The sequence below is a fragment of the Microbacterium lacus genome, from assembly GCF_044794305.1.
GTDB classification, from domain to species: domain Bacteria; phylum Actinomycetota; class Actinomycetes; order Actinomycetales; family Microbacteriaceae; genus Microbacterium; species Microbacterium lacus_B.
This window is the reverse complement of sequence record NZ_CP084996.1, coordinates 3,047,673-3,064,291: the sequence shown is the minus strand read 5'-3', so window position 1 is coordinate 3,064,291 and position 16,619 is coordinate 3,047,673. Positions and strand designations below refer to the sequence as shown.

17 protein-coding genes are annotated in these 16,619 nt (G+C 67.0%); 8 read left to right on the top strand and 9 right to left on the bottom strand.

What is annotated here, in order from left to right:
- Positions 1–56 precede the first annotated feature (56 nt).
- A complete protein-coding gene (guaB, locus tag LG299_RS14440) occupies positions 57–1,559 on the bottom strand; it encodes an IMP dehydrogenase (protein WP_404431423.1) in 1,503 nt (500 codons plus the stop codon).
- A gap of 299 nt (positions 1,560–1,858) precedes the next feature.
- On the opposite strand from guaB, the gene LG299_RS14435 reads away from it, so the two are divergent.
- The 4 genes from LG299_RS14435 to LG299_RS14420 all read left to right on the top strand — a co-directional run bounded on the left by LG299_RS14435 (position 1,859) and on the right by LG299_RS14420 (position 5,949).
- Positions 1,859–3,097, top strand: a complete 1,239-nt coding sequence (locus tag LG299_RS14435) for a branched-chain amino acid ABC transporter permease (protein ID WP_404434907.1) — start codon at positions 1,859–1,861, stop codon at positions 3,095–3,097.
- A 5-nt stretch (positions 3,098–3,102) separates the two neighbouring features.
- On the top strand, positions 3,103–4,080 hold the full coding sequence (locus LG299_RS14430) for a branched-chain amino acid ABC transporter permease (protein ID WP_404431421.1): 978 nt from the start codon (positions 3,103–3,105) through the stop codon (positions 4,078–4,080).
- Between the two features lie 106 nt (positions 4,081–4,186).
- The gene (locus tag LG299_RS14425) at positions 4,187–5,146 is read left to right on the top strand and encodes an ABC transporter ATP-binding protein (RefSeq protein WP_404434906.1); all 960 of its coding nucleotides are present in this window, start codon (positions 4,187–4,189) and stop codon (positions 5,144–5,146) included.
- Positions 5,147–5,193: 47 nt separating this feature from the next.
- Positions 5,194–5,949, top strand: coding sequence for an ABC transporter ATP-binding protein (locus LG299_RS14420; protein ID WP_404434905.1), 756 nt, complete (start codon positions 5,194–5,196; stop codon positions 5,947–5,949).
- Positions 5,950–6,163: 214 nt separating this feature from the next.
- On the opposite strand, the gene LG299_RS14415 is transcribed toward LG299_RS14420, so the two are convergent.
- Positions 6,164–7,447, bottom strand: a complete 1,284-nt coding sequence (locus tag LG299_RS14415; RefSeq protein WP_404431419.1) for an ABC transporter substrate-binding protein — start codon at positions 7,445–7,447, stop codon at positions 6,164–6,166.
- 227 nt (positions 7,448–7,674) lie between these two features.
- Here LG299_RS14415 and LG299_RS14410 point away from each other — a divergent pair, with 227 nt between their 5' ends.
- From LG299_RS14410 to LG299_RS14400, 3 genes are read left to right on the top strand one after another with little or no spacing between them, the layout of a single operon-like run.
- The gene (locus LG299_RS14410; RefSeq protein WP_404431417.1) at positions 7,675–7,884 is read left to right on the top strand and encodes a heavy-metal-associated domain-containing protein; all 210 of its coding nucleotides are present in this window, start codon (positions 7,675–7,677) and stop codon (positions 7,882–7,884) included.
- Positions 7,884–10,169 carry a heavy metal translocating P-type ATPase gene (locus tag LG299_RS14405; protein ID WP_404431415.1) on the top strand — a complete coding sequence of 762 codons (2,286 nt, stop codon included), beginning with the start codon at positions 7,884–7,886 and terminating at the stop codon, positions 10,167–10,169. The genes LG299_RS14410 and LG299_RS14405 overlap by 1 nt, the downstream gene beginning before the upstream one ends.
- Complete coding sequence (locus tag LG299_RS14400; RefSeq protein WP_404431413.1) at positions 10,166–10,480, top strand: metal-sensitive transcriptional regulator; 315 nt, start codon at positions 10,166–10,168, stop codon at positions 10,478–10,480. The genes LG299_RS14405 and LG299_RS14400 overlap by 4 nt, the downstream gene beginning before the upstream one ends.
- 7 nt (positions 10,481–10,487) lie before the next feature.
- Here the strand turns inward: LG299_RS14400 and rarD are convergent, their stop codons facing one another.
- Both rarD and groES read right to left on the bottom strand, forming a co-directional pair.
- A complete protein-coding gene (rarD, locus tag LG299_RS14395; RefSeq protein ID WP_404434904.1) occupies positions 10,488–11,366 on the bottom strand; it encodes an EamA family transporter RarD in 879 nt (292 codons plus the stop codon).
- Positions 11,367–11,544: 178 nt separating this feature from the next.
- Positions 11,545–11,841 carry a co-chaperone GroES gene (gene groES, locus LG299_RS14390; protein WP_091492757.1) on the bottom strand — a complete coding sequence of 99 codons (297 nt, stop codon included), beginning with the start codon at positions 11,839–11,841 and terminating at the stop codon, positions 11,545–11,547.
- A gap of 299 nt (positions 11,842–12,140) precedes the next feature.
- On the opposite strand from groES, the gene LG299_RS14385 reads away from it, so the two are divergent.
- On the top strand, positions 12,141–13,322 hold the full coding sequence (locus tag LG299_RS14385) for an SAM-dependent methyltransferase (protein ID WP_404431411.1): 1,182 nt from the start codon (positions 12,141–12,143) through the stop codon (positions 13,320–13,322).
- Positions 13,323–13,342: 20 nt separating this feature from the next.
- Here the strand turns inward: LG299_RS14385 and LG299_RS14380 are convergent, their stop codons facing one another.
- The 5 genes from LG299_RS14380 to tsaE are packed head-to-tail and all read right to left on the bottom strand — an operon-like array spanning position 13,343 to position 16,574.
- A complete protein-coding gene (locus tag LG299_RS14380) occupies positions 13,343–13,879 on the bottom strand; it encodes a hypothetical protein (RefSeq protein WP_404431409.1) in 537 nt (178 codons plus the stop codon).
- Complete coding sequence (gene tsaD, locus LG299_RS14375; protein WP_404431407.1) at positions 13,876–14,943, bottom strand: tRNA (adenosine(37)-N6)-threonylcarbamoyltransferase complex transferase subunit TsaD; 1,068 nt, start codon at positions 14,941–14,943, stop codon at positions 13,876–13,878. Before tsaD ends, LG299_RS14380 begins: the two co-directional genes overlap by 4 nt.
- Complete coding sequence (gene rimI / locus LG299_RS14370; RefSeq protein WP_404431405.1) at positions 14,940–15,434, bottom strand: ribosomal protein S18-alanine N-acetyltransferase; 495 nt, start codon at positions 15,432–15,434, stop codon at positions 14,940–14,942. The genes tsaD and rimI overlap by 4 nt, the downstream gene beginning before the upstream one ends.
- Complete coding sequence (tsaB, locus tag LG299_RS14365; RefSeq protein ID WP_404431403.1) at positions 15,431–16,081, bottom strand: tRNA (adenosine(37)-N6)-threonylcarbamoyltransferase complex dimerization subunit type 1 TsaB; 651 nt, start codon at positions 16,079–16,081, stop codon at positions 15,431–15,433. Before tsaB ends, rimI begins: the two co-directional genes overlap by 4 nt.
- A 46-nt stretch (positions 16,082–16,127) precedes the next feature.
- Positions 16,128–16,574: a tRNA (adenosine(37)-N6)-threonylcarbamoyltransferase complex ATPase subunit type 1 TsaE gene (tsaE, locus tag LG299_RS14360; RefSeq protein WP_404434903.1), complete on the bottom strand. Its 447-nt coding sequence runs from the start codon at positions 16,572–16,574 to the stop codon at positions 16,128–16,130.
- Positions 16,575–16,619: the final 45 nt, after the last annotated feature.

The window sequence follows — 16,619 nt, the reverse complement described above, 5'->3', positions numbered from 1 at the left end:
CGAAGTACGTGCGATTCTGCGAAGTCGGTAGAGGGATGCGGCAGGCCGCGGCCGGGTCAGCGCTTGTAGTTGGGCGCCTCGACCACGATCTGCACGTCGTGCGGGTGCGACTCCTTCAGGCCCGCCGCCGTGATGCGAACGAACTTGCCCTTGGACTTGAGTTCGTCGATCGTCCGGGCGCCGACGTAGAACATCGACTGACGGAGGCCACCGACGAGCTGGTAGGCGACGGCGGCGACCGGACCGCGGTACGCGACCTGACCCTCGATGCCCTCGGGGATGAGCTTGTCGTCACTGGGCACGTCGGCCTGGAAGTAACGGTCCTTCGAGTACGACGTCTTCTTTCCGCGGGTCTGCAGCGCGCCGAGCGAACCCATGCCGCGGTACTGCTTGAACTGCTTGCCCCCCTGAAAGACGATCTCGCCCGGCGACTCGTCCGTGCCCGCAAGCAGCGAGCCGAGCATGACCGTGTCGGCCCCGGCGACCAGCGCCTTGGCGATGTCGCCCGAGTACTGCAGTCCGCCGTCGGCGATGACCGGGACTCCGGCCGGGCGAGCGGCGAGGGATGCTTCGTACACGGCGGTCACCTGCGGCACACCGACACCGGCGACAACGCGGGTGGTGCAGATAGAACCCGGTCCGACACCGACCTTCACCGCATCCACACCCGCATCGATCAGCGCCTGCGCGCCCTCGCGGGTGGCGACGTTTCCGCCGATGACGTCGATGTGGGCGAAGGATGCGTCGGCCTTGATGCGACGAACGATGTCGATGACACCCGCGGACTGACCGTTGGCGGTGTCGACCACCAGGACGTCGACGCCGGCATCGCGCAGCGCCTCGGCGCGCTGCCAGGCGTCGCCGAAGAAGCCGATCGCCGCGCCGACACGCAGCCGGCCGTGGTCGTCCTTGGTGGCGAGGGGGTACTTCTCGCTCTTGTCGAAGTCCTTGATCGTGATGAGTCCGGCGAGCGTGCCGTCTTCGCCCAGCAGGGGAAGCTTCTCGACCCGGTGCTTGGCAAACAGCGCGATCACGTCGTTGGCGCCGATTCCGACGGGGGCGGTAATGAGGCCCTCGCTGGTCATCACGTCTTTGACGTGGGTGGTCTCGCGCTCGAAGCCTGAGACGAAGCGCATGTCGCGGTTGGTGACGATGCCCACCAGGCGACCTTCGCCGTCGATGACGGGAAGGCCCGAGATGCGGTACTGCGAGCAGAGGTTGTCGACTTCTTCGATCGTGGCGTCGGGCGTCGTGGTGATCGGGTCGGAGATCATGCCCGACTCGCTGCGCTTGACGCGGTCGACCATCGAGGCCTGCTCGGCGATCGACAGGTTGCGGTGCACGATGCCCAGGCCACCCTGGCGGGCGATGGCGATCGCCATGCGCGCTTCGGTGACGGTGTCCATGGCGCTGGAGATCAGAGGGGTCGCTACGGTGATGCGGCGAGTGACCCGGGAGGAGGTGTCTGCCTCGCTGGGGATGACGTCCGTGTGGCCGGGAAGCAACAGCACGTCGTCATAGGTGAGTCCGACAAAGCCGAAGGGGTCGTGATTGTCCATGGATTCTCCTACGCTCGCGGGCTGCGCTCCCAATTCTAAACGCGGGGCGGCTTCAAAAATTCCGCGCCGCAAAGCCCGGAATCCCGCGGAGTACCGTCTCGGATCGGTCTCATATCGCAAGAGTGTTGTAGGCGAAACAAGAAGGACACATTACGCTCGTACCGTCGTGATCAGCGCCGCTACGACCCGAACCTGTGGCGCGCGGCGGACCGGGAGGTTTTGTGAGTCCTACGACTTCACACGTTCGACGGGTGCAGCCCTGGCTGGCCGTCGTACTAGGCACGTTGCTCGCAGCAGCAATGGTGTTCTTTTCTGCCCCGGGCGCGTATGCGTCTGCTCCTGATACGCCCGGCGGCGATCAGGAAGCGACCGACTTCTACTTCGGTGGCATCATCACCTTTGACGACGAACCCGTTCCCGACGCGACCGTGAAGGTGAGCGGCGGCGGTTTCGAGGCCGAGACGATAACGGATGCTGAGGGTCGCTGGCGTCTCTACGTCCCTGAGAAGGACGTCTACAGCCTCGAGGTGGTCGAAGATTCTCTTCCCGATGGCGTCATCGTGGACGGTGAGAACCCACAGGACGTGGAGTTCGGTCTCACCGGCTCGAAGATCGTCAACCTCTTCTTGGGTGAAGGCGAGCGCGTCACCCAGTCCTTCTTCGACCAACTTCTCGTGCGATTGATCAACGGACTGAACTTCGGCCTCCTCCTCGCCCTCGCGGCGATGGGCGCCTCCCTGATCTACGGCACGACGGGCCTGTCGAACTTTGCCCACGGCGAGATGGTCACGTGGGGAGCGCTCATGGCGCTCCTGCTGACCTCGTTCATCGCGCTGCCGTTCTGGCTCGGGATCATCCTCGCCGTCGTGATGGGAGGTGTGCTCGGACTCGTTCTCGATGCGGGCCTCTGGAGACCCTTGAGACGAAGAGGGCTCGGGGTCGTTCAGCTGATGATCGTCAGCATCGGCCTCTCCCTCACCCTCCGCTACTCGTTCCAGTACTTCATCGGCGGCAGCACTTCACAGCTGCCGGGCGCGAGCCCCGCACCGATTCAGTTCGGACCCATTTCGCTCTCGTACATCGATCTCATCAGCATGGGCGTCAGCATCGTGGTCATCCTCGGTGTCGCCTACTTCCTGTTGCGGACACGGGTCGGCAAGGCGACTCGCGCCATCTCAGACAACCCGCAGTTGGCCTCGGCATCCGGAATCAACGTCGACCGGGTCGTCCGGATCGTCTGGATCCTCGCGGGTGTGCTCGCGGCCCTCTCTGGCATCCTGTGGGCGTACTTCCGCCCGGGCGTCCGGTGGGACATGGGAACCCAGATGCTGCTGCTCATCTTCGCGGCGATCACCCTGGGTGGCCTCGGCACCGCGTTCGGAGCCCTCATCGGCAGTCTGATCGTCGGCCTCGTCGTCGAGACGTCGACGCTGTGGATTCCGTCGGACCTGAAGTATGCAGGAGCGCTGGTCGTCCTCATCCTGATTCTGCTGGTCAGACCTCAGGGCTTGCTCGGTCGTAAAGAGAGATTGGGATAGCGGCCATGGATTGGGGAGCAATTCTCTCGAACTCGCTCAGTTACATACTGAGCCCCGTCACGATCGCCTACGCGCTGGCGGCCACCGGTCTTGCGGTGCACTTCGGCTACGCCGGGCTGCTCAACTTCGGTATGGCCGGCTTCATGGCCCTCGGCGGTTACGGCTACGCAATCGGCGTGCTGAGCTTCGGCATCCCGTGGTGGATCGCGATCCTGATCGGCCTCGCCGCCGCGGCGATCTTCGCGCTGATCCTCGGTATTCCGACCCTGCGCCTACGCGCCGACTACCTCGCCATCGTGACGATCGCGGCGGCGGAGATCGTCCGCCTTTTGTTCACGACTCAGGTCTTCGACGAGTGGACCAACTCGGCCGATGGCCTCGGTGGCTACCACGCCGGTTTCCGCGCCGCGAACCCCTTCCCGCCGGGTGAGTACGGCTGGGGGCCCTGGACGTTCAACGAAACCGGACTCTGGGTGCGCGTGTTCGGGCTCGCGATGCTCGCCCTGGCGATCCTGTTGGTCTGGTCGCTCATGCGCAGCCCGTGGGGCCGCGTGCTCAAGGGCATCCGCGAAGACGAAGATGCCGTGCGCTCGCTCGGCAAGAACGTCTTCGCGTACAAGATGCAGGCGCTCGTCGTCGGTGGTGTGATCGGCGCGATGGGTGGCGTGGTCTACGTGCTGCCGTCCGCCGTGGTCCCCTCCAGCTACACGACCGCGCTGACGTTCTTCCTGTGGACGATCCTCCTGCTCGGAGGTGCTGCCACCGTGTTCGGACCGACGCTGGGGGCTGTCATCTTCTGGGTGGTGCTGGCGTTCCTCGGAAACCTGCTTCCGCAGCTTGCCTCTGAAGGCATCCTGCCGATGTCGTCCATCCAGGCCGGCACGCTGCGCTACATTCTGGTCGGCGTGGCACTGATGGCTCTGGTGATCTTCAAGCCACAGGGCATCCTGGGCGACAAGAGGGAGATGACCTTTGTCAAATAGCAGCACCCCCAGCAGCGGAACGCCCAACAACGGCGCCGCGGGCGAAAACGCATCGGCAGCCGGCGCACCCGCCGAGCGCGAGTACGGGTCGGCCGAGACGGTTGCCATCACGGGCAGCATCGCTCGTCCGAAGACGACCGGCTTGGCCAAGGGCGAGCCCACGCCGGGCGTGGCCAAGACCGATCCGATCATGGTGATCGACAACGTGACCCGCCGGTTCGGCGGTCTCACCGCCGTCGATGTCGACCACCTCGAGATTCCGCGCGGCGCGATCACGGCGCTCATCGGACCGAACGGTGCGGGCAAGACGACCCTGTTCAACCTGCTCTGCGGCTTCGACAAACCGAACTCGGGCACGTGGTCGTTCGACGGTGTGACGCTGTCGGGCATCCCCGCGTTCAAGGTCGCTCGCATGGGCCAGGTGCGCACGTTCCAGCTCACCAAGGCTCTGTCGTTGCTCACGGTGCTCGAGAACATGAAACTCGGTGCCACCAAGCAGCGCGGCGAGAAGTTCTGGACCAGCTTCATCCCGGCGTTCTGGCGTTCGCAAGACACGGAGATCGAGGTCAAGGCCCGCGATCTGCTCAAGCGGTTCAAGCTCGACGCCAAAGAGAAGGACTTCGCGGCCTCTCTCTCGGGCGGCCAGCGCAAGCTGCTTGAAATGGCGCGGGCTCTGATGAGCGACCCCACGTTGGTCATGCTCGACGAGCCGATGGCCGGGGTCAACCCCGCCCTGACCGAGTCGCTGCTCGACCACATCCTCGACCTGAAAGAGCTCGGCATGACCGTGCTCTTCGTCGAGCACGACATGCACATGGTGCGCCACATCGCCGACTGGGTCGTCGTGATGGCGGAGGGACGCGTGGTGGCCGAAGGGCCGCCCGACGTGGTCATGCGAGAGAAGGCCGTCATCGACGCCTACCTCGGTAGCCACCAGGACGTCGACCTCGGAGTCATCACCGGACGCTACGAGGGCGAGGTCGACGCGGAGGGCAAACAGCTGCTCGCAGAGATCGAGCAGGACGAGCAGGCTGCGATCGCAGAAGCCGAAGAGGAGAACAAGTGACCGACCCCTCGACAGGCGCGGAGGCTCCGGCCACGCCCGCCATGGACATGAGCCATGCGGGTGAGCGTTCGGTGGCCAAGACCGACAAGGTGGTGGTGGAAGTCACCGACCTCGTCGCGGGCTACCTCCCCGGCGTCAACATCCTCAACAGCACGAACCTGATCGCCCACCAGGGTGAGCTGATCGGCATCATCGGCCCGAACGGTGCCGGTAAGTCGACACTGCTCAAGTCGATCTTCGGCCTGGTCAAGGTGCGCGGTGGAGACATCACCGTCAACGGCGAGAGCATCATCGGCCTCAAGGCCGACAAGCTCGTCAAACGCGGTGTCGCATTCGTTCCGCAGACGAACAACGTGTTCCCCTCGCTCTCGATCGAAGAGAACCTGCAGATGGGGCTCTACCAGAACCCCAAGATCTACAACGAGCGACTCGAGTTCGTCACCGGCATCTTCGCCGAGCTGGGCAAGCGCCTGAAGCAGCGCGCGGGGTCGCTCTCGGGCGGTGAGCGCCAGATGGTGGCGATGTCTCGTGCCCTCATGATGGACCCGTCGGTGCTGCTGCTCGATGAGCCCTCGGCCGGCCTGTCGCCCGTACGTCAGGATGACGCGTTCATCCGGGTCTCCGACATCAACAAGGCGGGTGTCACGACGATCATGGTCGAGCAGAACGCCCGTCGGTGCCTGCAGATCTGCGACCGGGGCTATGTCCTCGACCAGGGCCGCGACGCGTACCACGGCACCGGACGCGACCTGCTGAACGACCCCAAGGTCATCGGCCTCTACCTCGGCACCCTCGGGGAGTAGCCGGATCAACCATTAGAGGACGAGGGGCGGATGCTGCAGCATCCGCCCCTCGTCTCATTTGCGTCGTCGGACCCACACAGTCGTGCGTCGGCCCACACATCCGTGCGCGACGGATCCGTGGGTTCGTGCACCGATGTGTGGGTTTGCGCGCGCGGGGGCGCACGGCGAAGGGCCCCGGATTGCTCCGGGGCCCTCGCTGTGTTGCTGGTGCTACTTAGTTGATGCGGGTGTGCATGTTGTCGGCACCGAACTGGAAGACACCGATGGTGGCCTCGGTCGGGTCGCCGTTCTCGTCGAATGCGACGCCACCGGAGTAGCCGTCGTAGTCGGCGACGCCGCCACCGTTGATGATCTCGGCGCAGTCAGCGAACGACTCGCACGTCTCGCCGTCGCCCGAACCACCAGAGACCTCCTGGAGGAACTCCGCCATGTCGGCGGGCTCGGTCGAACCGGCAGCGAGAGCTGCCAGCGCGAGCAGCACGACGGCGTCGTAGGACTCGGCCGCGTACGAGAAGTCCTCGAGGTCGGTGTTGCCCTCAGCGGTCCAGGCGTCGTTCAGACGCTGCTGGAAGTCGTCCGCGAGCACGGGACCGGGCGTGGTGCCCTTTGCGCCCTCGAGGCTGACTGCGACATCGGCACCCCACTGCTTGAGGTTTCCGTCAACCAGGTAGAAGTTCTCGGCCGTCTGACCGGCGTTCACCAGCAGCGGCGCGATGGTCGCGAACTGGTCGAACGTGATCAGCACGATCGCGTCGGGGTTGGATGCTGAGATCGTCGCCACCTGGGCGTCGAACGAAGCGTCACCGTCGTTGTAGGAAGCCTCAGCGACAACGGTTCCACCGGAAGCCTCGAAGACCTCCTTCACGACGCCGTACAGGCCGGTGCCATAGGCATCGTTCTGGTACAGGATCGCGATGTTCTTGTGGCCGTCCTCGGCGATCAGGTTGCCGAGTACCTCACCCTGCAGCAGGTCGCTGGGAGCGGTACGCCAGTACAGGCCGTTGTCATCCCACGTGGTGAAGTCGGGCGAGGTGTTCGCCGGCGAGAAGGTGATGATGCCCTCAGAGACGTTGCTGTCGAGGAACAGCTTGGTGACGCCCGACGAGGCGGCACCGATCATGGCCGAAACACCCTCGCTCTGGAGCATGGGGACCGTGGTCTCGAAAGCCTTGTTGTCAGCGTCACCCGAGTCACCGAAGGTGACGTCGACCGTGATACCGGCGGCTGCTTCGTTGACCTCGTTGACGGCGAGCTGAACGCCAGCCTCTTCGGGCGGGCCGAGGAAGGCGAGGCTACCGGTCTGGGGCAGAACGGTACCGACCTTGAGGGTGAGGTCCTCTGCTGCGGGAGCGGACGCCGACTCGGAGGGGTCGGTCGTTCCGGTACCGCCGCCGCTGCAACCGGCGAGGACGAGTGCGCTCACGCCAGCGATGGCGAGGCCGCCGATCACCGACCGCATGCGCGAGCGGGAGGCGGTGCCTCGGGTAAAGACGCTCATGGTGCTCCTTGCTATGAAATGAACGCGGGCAGACTCGGGCGCCTGTCCAGTGCACTAAACCTAATCGCGGAGAGGTCTCGCCAATGTTGCCATTCGTTAACGATGTGTAACGCGGTATCAATCGTTATGAACCGCAGTTTCCCCCCAGGAATACCCCACATGGGTATATCGTTGATCCAGTCTTAGTACCCCCATGGGGTATGTAACCGAATGCGAAGGATACTGCCATGACCACCAACGAGTACCAGGTCACCGGAATGAGCTGCGGGCACTGCGAGGCGTCCGTCCGCAATGAGGTCACGAAGCTCGCCGGAGTTGCCGGCGTCGAGGTGAGCGCGAAGACGGGTCGCCTCGTGATTTCGACAGACTCCCCCGTGGACGACGACGCCGTTGTCGCCGCGGTCGATGAGGCCGGCTACACGGCTGTACGCATCTGATGTCCACGACAACAGCACGTGAGGGCGCCGGGCGCATCGAGCTTGAGATCGGTGGAATGACGTGCGCGTCCTGCGCCGTGCGCATCGAGAAGAGGCTCAACCGGATCGACGGGGTCGAGGCATCCGTCAACTACGCCACCGAGAAGGCGATCGTCAGTGCTCCCGCCGGGGTGGACGCCCAGGCGTTGATCGCCGAGGTCGAGAAGACCGGGTACTCGGCCGTCGAGCCCGCCCCCGTGCACTCCGAGCACGATCACGACCTCAGCGATCACGAACTCGAGGGGCTGCGCCGCCGAGTCATCGGGTCCGTCCTGCTGGCCGTCCCCGTGATCCTGCTGTCGATGATCCCGGCACTGCAGTTCGTCGGGTGGCAGTGGGTGTCGCTGGTTCTCGCGACCCCCGTCGTGTTGTGGGGCGCCTGGCCGTTCCACCGCGCCGCCTGGCTGAACCTTCGCCACGGTGCGGCCACGATGGACACTTTGATCTCGATCGGTGTCTCTGCCGCCTACCTCTGGTCGCTCTACGCCCTGTTCTTCGGCCACGCGGGCATGCTCGGCATGACGCACGAGTTCGAGTGGACCGTTCAGCCCAGCGATGGCGCCGGCAACATCTACCTCGAGGTCGCCGCCGGTGTCACGATGTTCGTGCTCGCCGGGCGCTACTTCGAGGTGCGCTCGAAGCGGCGCGCGGGCGCGGCTCTGCATGCCCTGCTCGACCTCGGCGCGAAGGATGCGGCCGTCCTGCGCCCCACCGCCACCGGAACCGTCGAAGTGCGTGTGCCGGTCGCGGAACTCCGCGTCGGTGATGAATTCGTCGTGCGCCCCGGTGAGCGGATTGCCACTGACGGCGTCGTAGCGTCGGGTACGTCGGCGGTGGATGCCTCGATGGTCACCGGCGAGTCGGTGCCTGAAGAGGTCGGCCCCGGTGACGCGGTCGTCGGTGCCACAGTCAACGCCGGCGGTCGACTCGTCGTGCGCGCGACGCGCGTCGGGTCCGATACGCAGTTGGCGCAGATGGCCAGACTCGTGGAAGAAGCGCAGTCCGGCAAGGCCGACGTGCAACGTCTCGCCGACCGGATCTCGGGGATTTTCGTCCCGATCGTCTTGGTCATCGCGGTGCTCACGCTCGTCACGTGGCTGCTCCTCGGAGCAGACCCCGCCGCGGCCTTCACCGCCGCTGTCGCGGTGCTGATCATCGCGTGCCCCTGCGCCCTGGGTCTTGCGACCCCGACGGCTCTGCTTGTCGGCACCGGGCGCGGAGCGCAGCTGGGCATCCTCATCCGCGGACCCGAAGTGCTCGAGTCCACCCGCCGCGTCGACACGATCGTCCTCGACAAGACCGGCACGGTCACCTCCGGCCGCATGGAGCTGGTCGAGGTCGTGACCGCTTCACAGGAGCGCTCCGAGGTCTTGCGTCTCGCTGGCGCTCTCGAACACGCCTCAGAGCACCCGATCGCCCGGGCCATCGCGCAGGCCGCTGAAACCGAGACCGGCACACTGCCTCACGTGGAGTCCTTCCAGAACCTGCCCGGACTCGGTGTCTCGGGAATCGTCGAAGGACACGCCGTGATCGTCGGCCGGCCGGCCCTGCTGGCCGAGTGGGCTCTCGAGCTTCCGATCGAGCTCGCACAAGCCGCCGACGCCGCCGAAGCGGCCGGTCGCACCGCGGTGGTCGTCGCCTGGGACGGTGCCGCCTACGCGGTGCTCGTGGTGGCCGACACCGTCAAGCCGACCAGCCGCGAGGCGATCGACCAGCTGAAGCGCCTGGGGCTCGTTCCCGTGCTGCTGACCGGCGACAACGCCCGCGCGGCCGCTTCGGTGGCCGCCGAGGTCGGGATCGACCGGGTGCACGCCGGGGTCCTCCCGGCCGACAAGGTCGCCGTGATTCAGACACTTCAGGCCGAGGGTCGCGTGGTGGCCATGGTCGGTGACGGTGTGAACGACGCCGCAGCACTTGCCCAAGCAGACCTCGGGCTGTCGATGGGTACGGGAACGGATGCAGCGATCGAAGCATCCGACATCACCCTGGTCCGTGGAGACCTCCGCAGCGCTGCCGACGCCATCCGTCTCTCGCGCGCCACCCTGGGCACCATCAAGGTGAACCTGTTCTGGGCCTTCGCCTACAACGTCGCCGCCATCCCGCTCGCCGCGCTCGGCCTGCTCAACCCGATGATCGCGGGCTTCGCGATGGCCATCTCGAGCGTCTTCGTCGTCGGCAACAGCCTGCGTCTGCGCCGCTTCCGCTCTCTCACACCGCGCGCCCTCACCCCGAAGGAATCGTCATGACCGATGCCAGAGTTGACACCGAAACTCACGCCCACCACGGCTACATCTCCGACAAAGACAAGTACCTCAATCGCCTCAAGCGCATCGAGGGGCAGGCCCGCGGCATCCGCGGCATGGTCGAGGACGAGAAATACTGCATCGACATCCTGACCCAGATCTCGGCCATGACCTCGGCGCTCGAGGCTGTCGCCGTGGGGTTGCTCGACGAGCACCTGCGGCATTGCGTGATGGATGCTGCGCGCCTCGGTGGCCCCGAAGCCGATGCGAAGATCACCGAGGCGACGGCCGCGATCGCCCGGCTCGTTCGCTAGCCCGCGCCTAGCCCGCGCTCGATACCCGCGAGCGCCGGGAGTGGATCACCGAGTCGACCGTCAGGACGGCGAGTGCCAGCCACACCAGGCCGAAGCCGATCCAGCGTTCGAGGGGCATGGGCTCACCCAAGACCGCCCAGCCGATGAGGAACTGCAGGATCGGAGCCACGAACTGCAGCAGGCCGATCAGGGTGAGTGTCGCGCGGCGCGCGGCGGCGGCGAAGAACAACAGCGGGATGGCCGTGATCGCCCCGGCGAGGCTGAGCAGCACGGTGTGGGTGACTCCGCTCGCGCCGAGGGTGATTCCGGTGGTCGCGGCGGTCACACCCAGCAGGATTGCGGCAACCGGCACGAGCCAGAGCGATTCGAGCGTGAGCCCGCTGACGGCGTCGACCGAGGGCCCGACGCGCTTCTTCACCAGACCGTAGGTGGCGAAGGATGCTGCGAGCGTGAGCGAGATCCAGGGGAACGTGCCGTAGCCCAGCACGATCACGAGCACCGCTGCGGCCGCGAACGCGAGGGCTATCCACTGCACCCTGCGGAGCTTTTCGTGCAGCACGAGCACGCCCAACAGGACGGTCGCGAGCGGATTGATGAAGTAGCCGAGGCTGGTCTCCAGCACGTGCCCGGTGAGGGCGCCGTAGATGAAGACCTGCCAGTTGATGTAGATCAGGCCGCCAGCGAGCGCCGTGAGCCCGAGCAGCTTCGGCCGGCGCATGATCGCGATGAGCTTCGGCCACGACCGAGTGACGGTCAGCAGGAGCGCGCAGAAGACCAGCGACAGCACGATTCGCCAGGCAACCAGTTCGAACGGGCCGGTGGGAGCGAGCAGCAAGAAGTACAGGGGCAGAACCCCCCAGAGCAGATACGCGATGAAGGCGTAGATCCCGCCGAGGGTGTGCTCTCGCGCGGCATGGGCTGCGGCTGCCTCGTCAGCGGCGACGGCAGCGTCCGGCGCGGAAGGTTGGCTCACTGACTCAGCCTAGGCCCGGGTCACGGACCGCAGGCACGAAGAGAGGGCCGGATGCGTGATGCATCCGACCCTCTCTTCGTTGTGAGAAGACTCAGCGAACGACGACGGCGAGGACGTCGCGGGCCGACAGAACGAGGAACTCGTCTGCGCCGAACTTGACCTCGGTGCCACCGTACTTGCTGTACAGCACGCGGTCGCCGACGGCGACGTCGAGCGGAACGCGGTTGCCGTTGTCGTCGATACGACCGGGACCAACAGCTACGACCTCGCCCTCCTGGGGCTTTTCCTTCGCCGTGTCAGGGATGACGAGGCCACTTGCGGTGGTCTGCTCGGCCTCGACCTGACGGATGACGATGCGGTCCTCGAGGGGCTTGATAGAAACCGACACGGTCTACCTCTTCTTTCTGAACTTCACTGCGACGGAAGACTGGTTAGCACCCGCATGACGAGAGTGCTAACTCAAGTGTAGGCGCGGGATTGGCACTCACGCAACGTGAGTGCCAGCCTATGTCGCTCTGCGACCGTAGATGCCTACTGGGGCTCCGCCCCAGACCCCTGGCTTGCTGACGCGCCGCGCCTACTGGGGCTCCGCCCCAGACCCCTGGCTTGCTGACGCGCCGCGCCTACTGGGGCTCCGCCCCAGACCCCTGGCTTGCTGACGCGCGCCCATAGGCTGGTGCGGTGGAGATGTCTGAGCTGAGCGCACTGTTGACCCCCGAGGGGCTCCGGCTGCTGGACTCGCTCCCCGAGACGTTCTCGATCGACGACGTCGCCCGCACCGTTTCGCGGCTGCGCGCGGCGGGACACTCCCCCGACCTCGTCTCGGCGGTCGTGACTCAGGCACGGTTGCGCGTGAAGGCTCGGGCGAAGTTCGGCGAGTTCGCCGACCGGATGCTGTTCACCAGGGCGGGCCTCGAACAGGCCACTCGGCTCCAGGTCGCGGCGCGTCATGCGGGACGCTTCCGCGACGCAGGCCTCGAATCGGTGGCCGATCTCGGCTGCGGGATCGGCGGCGATGCCCTGGGGCTCGCCGGGCTCGGCCTGCGAGTCGACGCCGTGGATGCCGATGAGGTCACCGCGGCTGTGGCGGCGTACAACCTGGCCGTGTTCGGTGATGCCGTAACCGTGCGTCAGGGGTTGGCGGAGGCATCCGACCGCTCTTCTGTCGACGCGGTGTGGTTGGATCCCGCGCGTCGCACGGCCGGGCACAGCGACACGTCGCGCACACGGCCCGAAGACTGGTCGCCGTCGCTGGATTGGGTGTTCTCGCTTGCTTCGACGATGCCGGTGGGGGTGAAGCTCGGGCCGGGGCTCGATCGCGACATGATTCCCGACGACGTCGAGGCGCAGTGGGTGAGCGCCGACGGGTCGACGATCGAACTTGTGCTGTGGTCAGGCATGCTGGCCCGCGAAGGCGTTCGCCGGGCCGCTCTGGTCGTCCGGGGCGACACCGCGCACGAACTCACCGCACCCGCTGACACCGCAGACGAACCGTCGCGGGCGCTGGGCGCGTTCCTGCACGAGCCCGAGGGCGCGGTGATCCGCGCCCGACTGATCGGTGAAGTCGCCCGCGCCCTGGAGGCCGGCACTCTTGACCCGCACATCGCGTATCTGACCTCGGATGCCGCGCTCACCTCGCCCTTCGTCTCGTCCTTCCGCGTGCGCGAAGAGTTGCCGGCCGACACCCGTGCCCTCGCCAAGGCCCTTCGTGAGCGCGAGATCGGCCGCCTCGAAATCAAGAAGCGGGGGGTGGATGCCGATCCCGCCGTGCTGCGAAAGTCACTGAAACTGCGCGGCGACGGGTCGGCGACGCTGTTCCTCACCCGAATCGGGAGCAAGCGCGTCGCGATCCTGGCGGACCGGGTGTAGCTTTCGGCGGCTCAGGCGGTTCAGCCGAACAGGTTGGCGCGCGAGGCCGCCCACAGCAGCCAGCCCGCGCTGTAGAGGATTGACACTCCGCCCAGCACGATCGCCCAGATCGCGGTCGTACGGCTCTCGAGCGGGCGACGAATCGCCAAGATTCCCGTGACCACCCCGACGATTCCGATCGGAAAGCCCCAGCCGACGAACAGCGCCACGATCAAGCCCCCGACCGAGAAGGCGAGGGCCCACGAGGCGAGTCCGCGGTAGGGCGGCGTCGGGTCGGGCATGAGCCAGACTGCGACCGGAGCCGGGTCGATCTCGGTGCTCGGCTCGGCCGGAGCCGACGCGCTCGTCACCGGGACCGGTGCGGTCGGCAGGCGCGAGAATCCCCCTCGGTGGACTCCAGGAAGGGGTGACGCTTCTTCGGCGAGCGACACCTCCGGTGAAGGCGCTTCGATCGCGGGCTCGGGTTTGTTCGGCTCGACCGGCGCGTGCGTCGGCAGCGCCGAAGCTTCGGGGATGGCGGGGGACGCAGCATCCGGAGTCACTCGATCGTCGGTCATGAGCGGACGCCCTCGGCGACCTGGATCTCGGTGACCGGCAGGGTCGAGTCGGCGCCGAAGTCGAGGGTCGACGGCCTGCGGCCCGACATGATGAGTTCGCTCGCCAGGGCGGCGATCATCGCGCCGTTGTCGGTGCAGAGCGTCAACGGCGGAATGCGCACGGTGACCCCGGCCTCGGCGGCGCGGGCGAGCGCGACTTCGCGCAGGCGCGCGTTGGCGATCACTCCCCCGCCGAGCAGGAGCCGCGGCACTCCGTGATCGGCGCACGCTGCGAGCGCCTTGGTGACGAGCACGTCGACGACCGCTTCGCGGAAGGATGCCGCGACATCGGGGATCGAGATCTCGGCTCCGGCGGCCTCTTGCTGCTCCATCCACCGGGCGACGGCGGTCTTCAGCCCCGAGAACGAGAAGTCGTAGCGGTTCTTCGCCATGTCGGAGGCGCGCGAGAGTCCGCGCGGAAAGCGGATCGCGTTCGGGTCGCCTGTGGCGGCCGCCCTGTCGATTTCAGGCCCGCCGGGGTAGGGCAGCCCGAGAATGCGGGCGATCTTGTCGAAGGCCTCTCCGGCCGCGTCGTCCACGGTCTCGCCGAGCAGTTCGACGTCCGAAGTGAGGTCGCGCACGAGTGCGAGCGACGTGTGACCCCCGCTGACGAGCAGCGCGACGGTCGGATACTCGACCTCCTCGCCGGTCAGCAGGTCGGCGGCGATGTGCCCGACGAGGTGGTTGACGGCGTAGAGCGGTGTACCGAGCGACACCGCGAGCGCTTTCGCCGCGCCCACCCCGACCATGAGGGCTCCGGCAAGACCGGGACCGCTGGTCACCGCGACCGCGTCGAGATCGTGCAGGCTGACGGATGCCTCGGCCAGCGCCGCCTCCATCGCCGGCGCGAGCGCCTCGAGGTGCGCACGGGCGGCGACCTCGGGCACGACTCCGCCGTAGCGGGCGTGCTCGTCCATCGAGCTCGCGATCGTGTTCGAGAGCAGGGTGCGGCCGCGGACGATGCCGATGCCGGTCTCGTCGCAGCTCGTCTCGATGCCGAGCACGAGGGGTTCGGTGCGGGTCATGTGCACGCCCCCGCGTCGGCTTCGGCCGGTTTCATTGCGGCGAGCCACCCGGTCACATCGAGCCTCATCACCACCGCGTCCACGTCGTCGGGCTGATAGTAGTGCGCACGACGCCCGAGTTCGGTGAAGCCCTCGGCGACATAGAGCGCCTGGGCGACCGGGTTATCGGCCCGCACCTCGAGGAACACCTCGCGCACGCCGCGCCGCGCGGCTTCGCCGAGCAGAGCGTGCAGCAGCGCGCGACCGCGCCCTCGGCCGCGGGATGCCTCGGCCACCGCGATCGTCTGCACATCAGCATCCTTCGACCCTGCGACAGCACGCAGACCCGCATAGCCGGCGACCCGCCCGGCGAGCTCGTCGACCACGTACCAGCCGTGGGGCGACGACAGTTCTTCGCGCATCATGGCTGCCGACCACGCATCGGCCGGGAAGGAGGCCTGCTCGAGCGCCATGATCGGGCCGAGATCTTCGGGCGTAGCGAGGCGGATCACGTGCCCACCCGCTTGGGTCCGTGCGGCATGGTGACATCGGGGGCGCGCAGATAGAGGGGTTCGGATGCTGCGTCCACCGGCTCACCCTGCGAGAGGAGGTGGGCGGCAACACGGGCAAGGATCGCGCCCGAGATCGTGCGGACGTCGACGCGGGGAACCTCGCCGACGGCTTCGCCCGCGAGGTCGACGCTCTCGATCGCGATGTCGGTACCCGCGGCCCTGAGGCTCGGCCCGTCGATCTTGACGGGGAATTCCCCGCGGCCGTAGACCGTGAAGGCCTCTTCGCGTCGGCGCGCGTCGGTGACGATGGCGAAGACGTGCGGGGTTTCGGGGTCATCGTTCGCCACCCAGGCCGCAGCATCATGGCTCGCGACGGGGATGACCTGTGCGCCGACGCCGAGCGCGAAGGCTCGGGCAGCCGCGATGCCCACGCGCAGTCCGGTGAAAGGCCCCGGACCCATGCCGGCAGCGACATGCGTGATCTCGGCGGGAGTGGCACCGGCCTCGGCGAGCGCCTGCTGGATGAGCGTGCCGATCACCTCGGCGTGACCGCGGGTGTCGGCGCTGGCCAGGTCAGCCCGCACGGTGCCGTCGACGTCGACGATGCCGACGGCGGTGCCGAGGGAGGTGTCGATGCCGAGGATCACCCTTCCAGGGTAGCCGGGGTGCGCGCGCAGGGCCGTCGCGCGAAGACTACGGGCGGCGCGTGATGGTGACCCGTCGCGGAGCGTCGGCGTCGAGCTCGTCGGCGTGGGCGACATCGCCGCAGGCGGTATCGAGTCCGCGCCCGTGCCATTGGCGGTCGAGTTCGACTTCCCACCAGCGGTCCACGAGGTCATCGACCATGCCCCGGCCCCACTCAACGATCACGACCGAGCGGTCGAGGTCGATGTCGAGGTCATCGAGCTCGGCCGGCGAACCGAGTCGGTAGGCGTCGACGTGCACGAGTGGGGCTCCACCGACCAGAGACGGATGCGTGCGGGCGAGCACGAAGGTCGGGCTTTGGACGGGACCGCGGATGCCGAGCCCGGCGCCCATGCCGCGGGTCAGGGTCGTCTTTCCGGCTCCGAGCGGACCGGTGAGCACGACGAGGTCGCCGGGGCGCAGCATCCGGCCCATTCGTTCGCCGAAGGCTTCCATATCGGCAGGCGTAGCGATGTCGTGCACTCCGACGAGCGGGTCGAG

Bases quoted from the DNA above. Each gene is read 5' to 3' on its own strand.
- guaB (WP_404431423.1), bottom strand. From the start codon at position 1,559: ATGGACAATCACGACCCCTTCGGCTTTGTCGGACTCACCTATGACGAC.
- LG299_RS14435 (WP_404434907.1), top strand. From the start codon at position 1,859: ATGGTGTTCTTTTCTGCCCCGGGCGCGTATGCGTCTGCTCCTGATACG.
- LG299_RS14430 (WP_404431421.1), top strand. From the start codon at position 3,103: ATGGATTGGGGAGCAATTCTCTCGAACTCGCTCAGTTACATACTGAGC.
- LG299_RS14420 (WP_404434905.1), top strand. From the start codon at position 5,194: ATGAGCCATGCGGGTGAGCGTTCGGTGGCCAAGACCGACAAGGTGGTG.
- LG299_RS14415 (WP_404431419.1), bottom strand. From the start codon at position 7,447: ATGAGCGTCTTTACCCGAGGCACCGCCTCCCGCTCGCGCATGCGGTCG.
- LG299_RS14410 (WP_404431417.1), top strand. From the start codon at position 7,675: ATGACCACCAACGAGTACCAGGTCACCGGAATGAGCTGCGGGCACTGC.
- LG299_RS14405 (WP_404431415.1), top strand. From the start codon at position 7,884: ATGTCCACGACAACAGCACGTGAGGGCGCCGGGCGCATCGAGCTTGAG.
- LG299_RS14400 (WP_404431413.1), top strand. From the start codon at position 10,166: ATGACCGATGCCAGAGTTGACACCGAAACTCACGCCCACCACGGCTAC.
- LG299_RS14385 (WP_404431411.1), top strand. From the start codon at position 12,141: ATGTCTGAGCTGAGCGCACTGTTGACCCCCGAGGGGCTCCGGCTGCTG.
- LG299_RS14380 (WP_404431409.1), bottom strand. From the start codon at position 13,879: ATGACCGACGATCGAGTGACTCCGGATGCTGCGTCCCCCGCCATCCCC.
- tsaD (WP_404431407.1), bottom strand. From the start codon at position 14,943: ATGACCCGCACCGAACCCCTCGTGCTCGGCATCGAGACGAGCTGCGAC.
- tsaE (WP_404434903.1), bottom strand. From the start codon at position 16,574: ATGGAAGCCTTCGGCGAACGAATGGGCCGGATGCTGCGCCCCGGCGAC.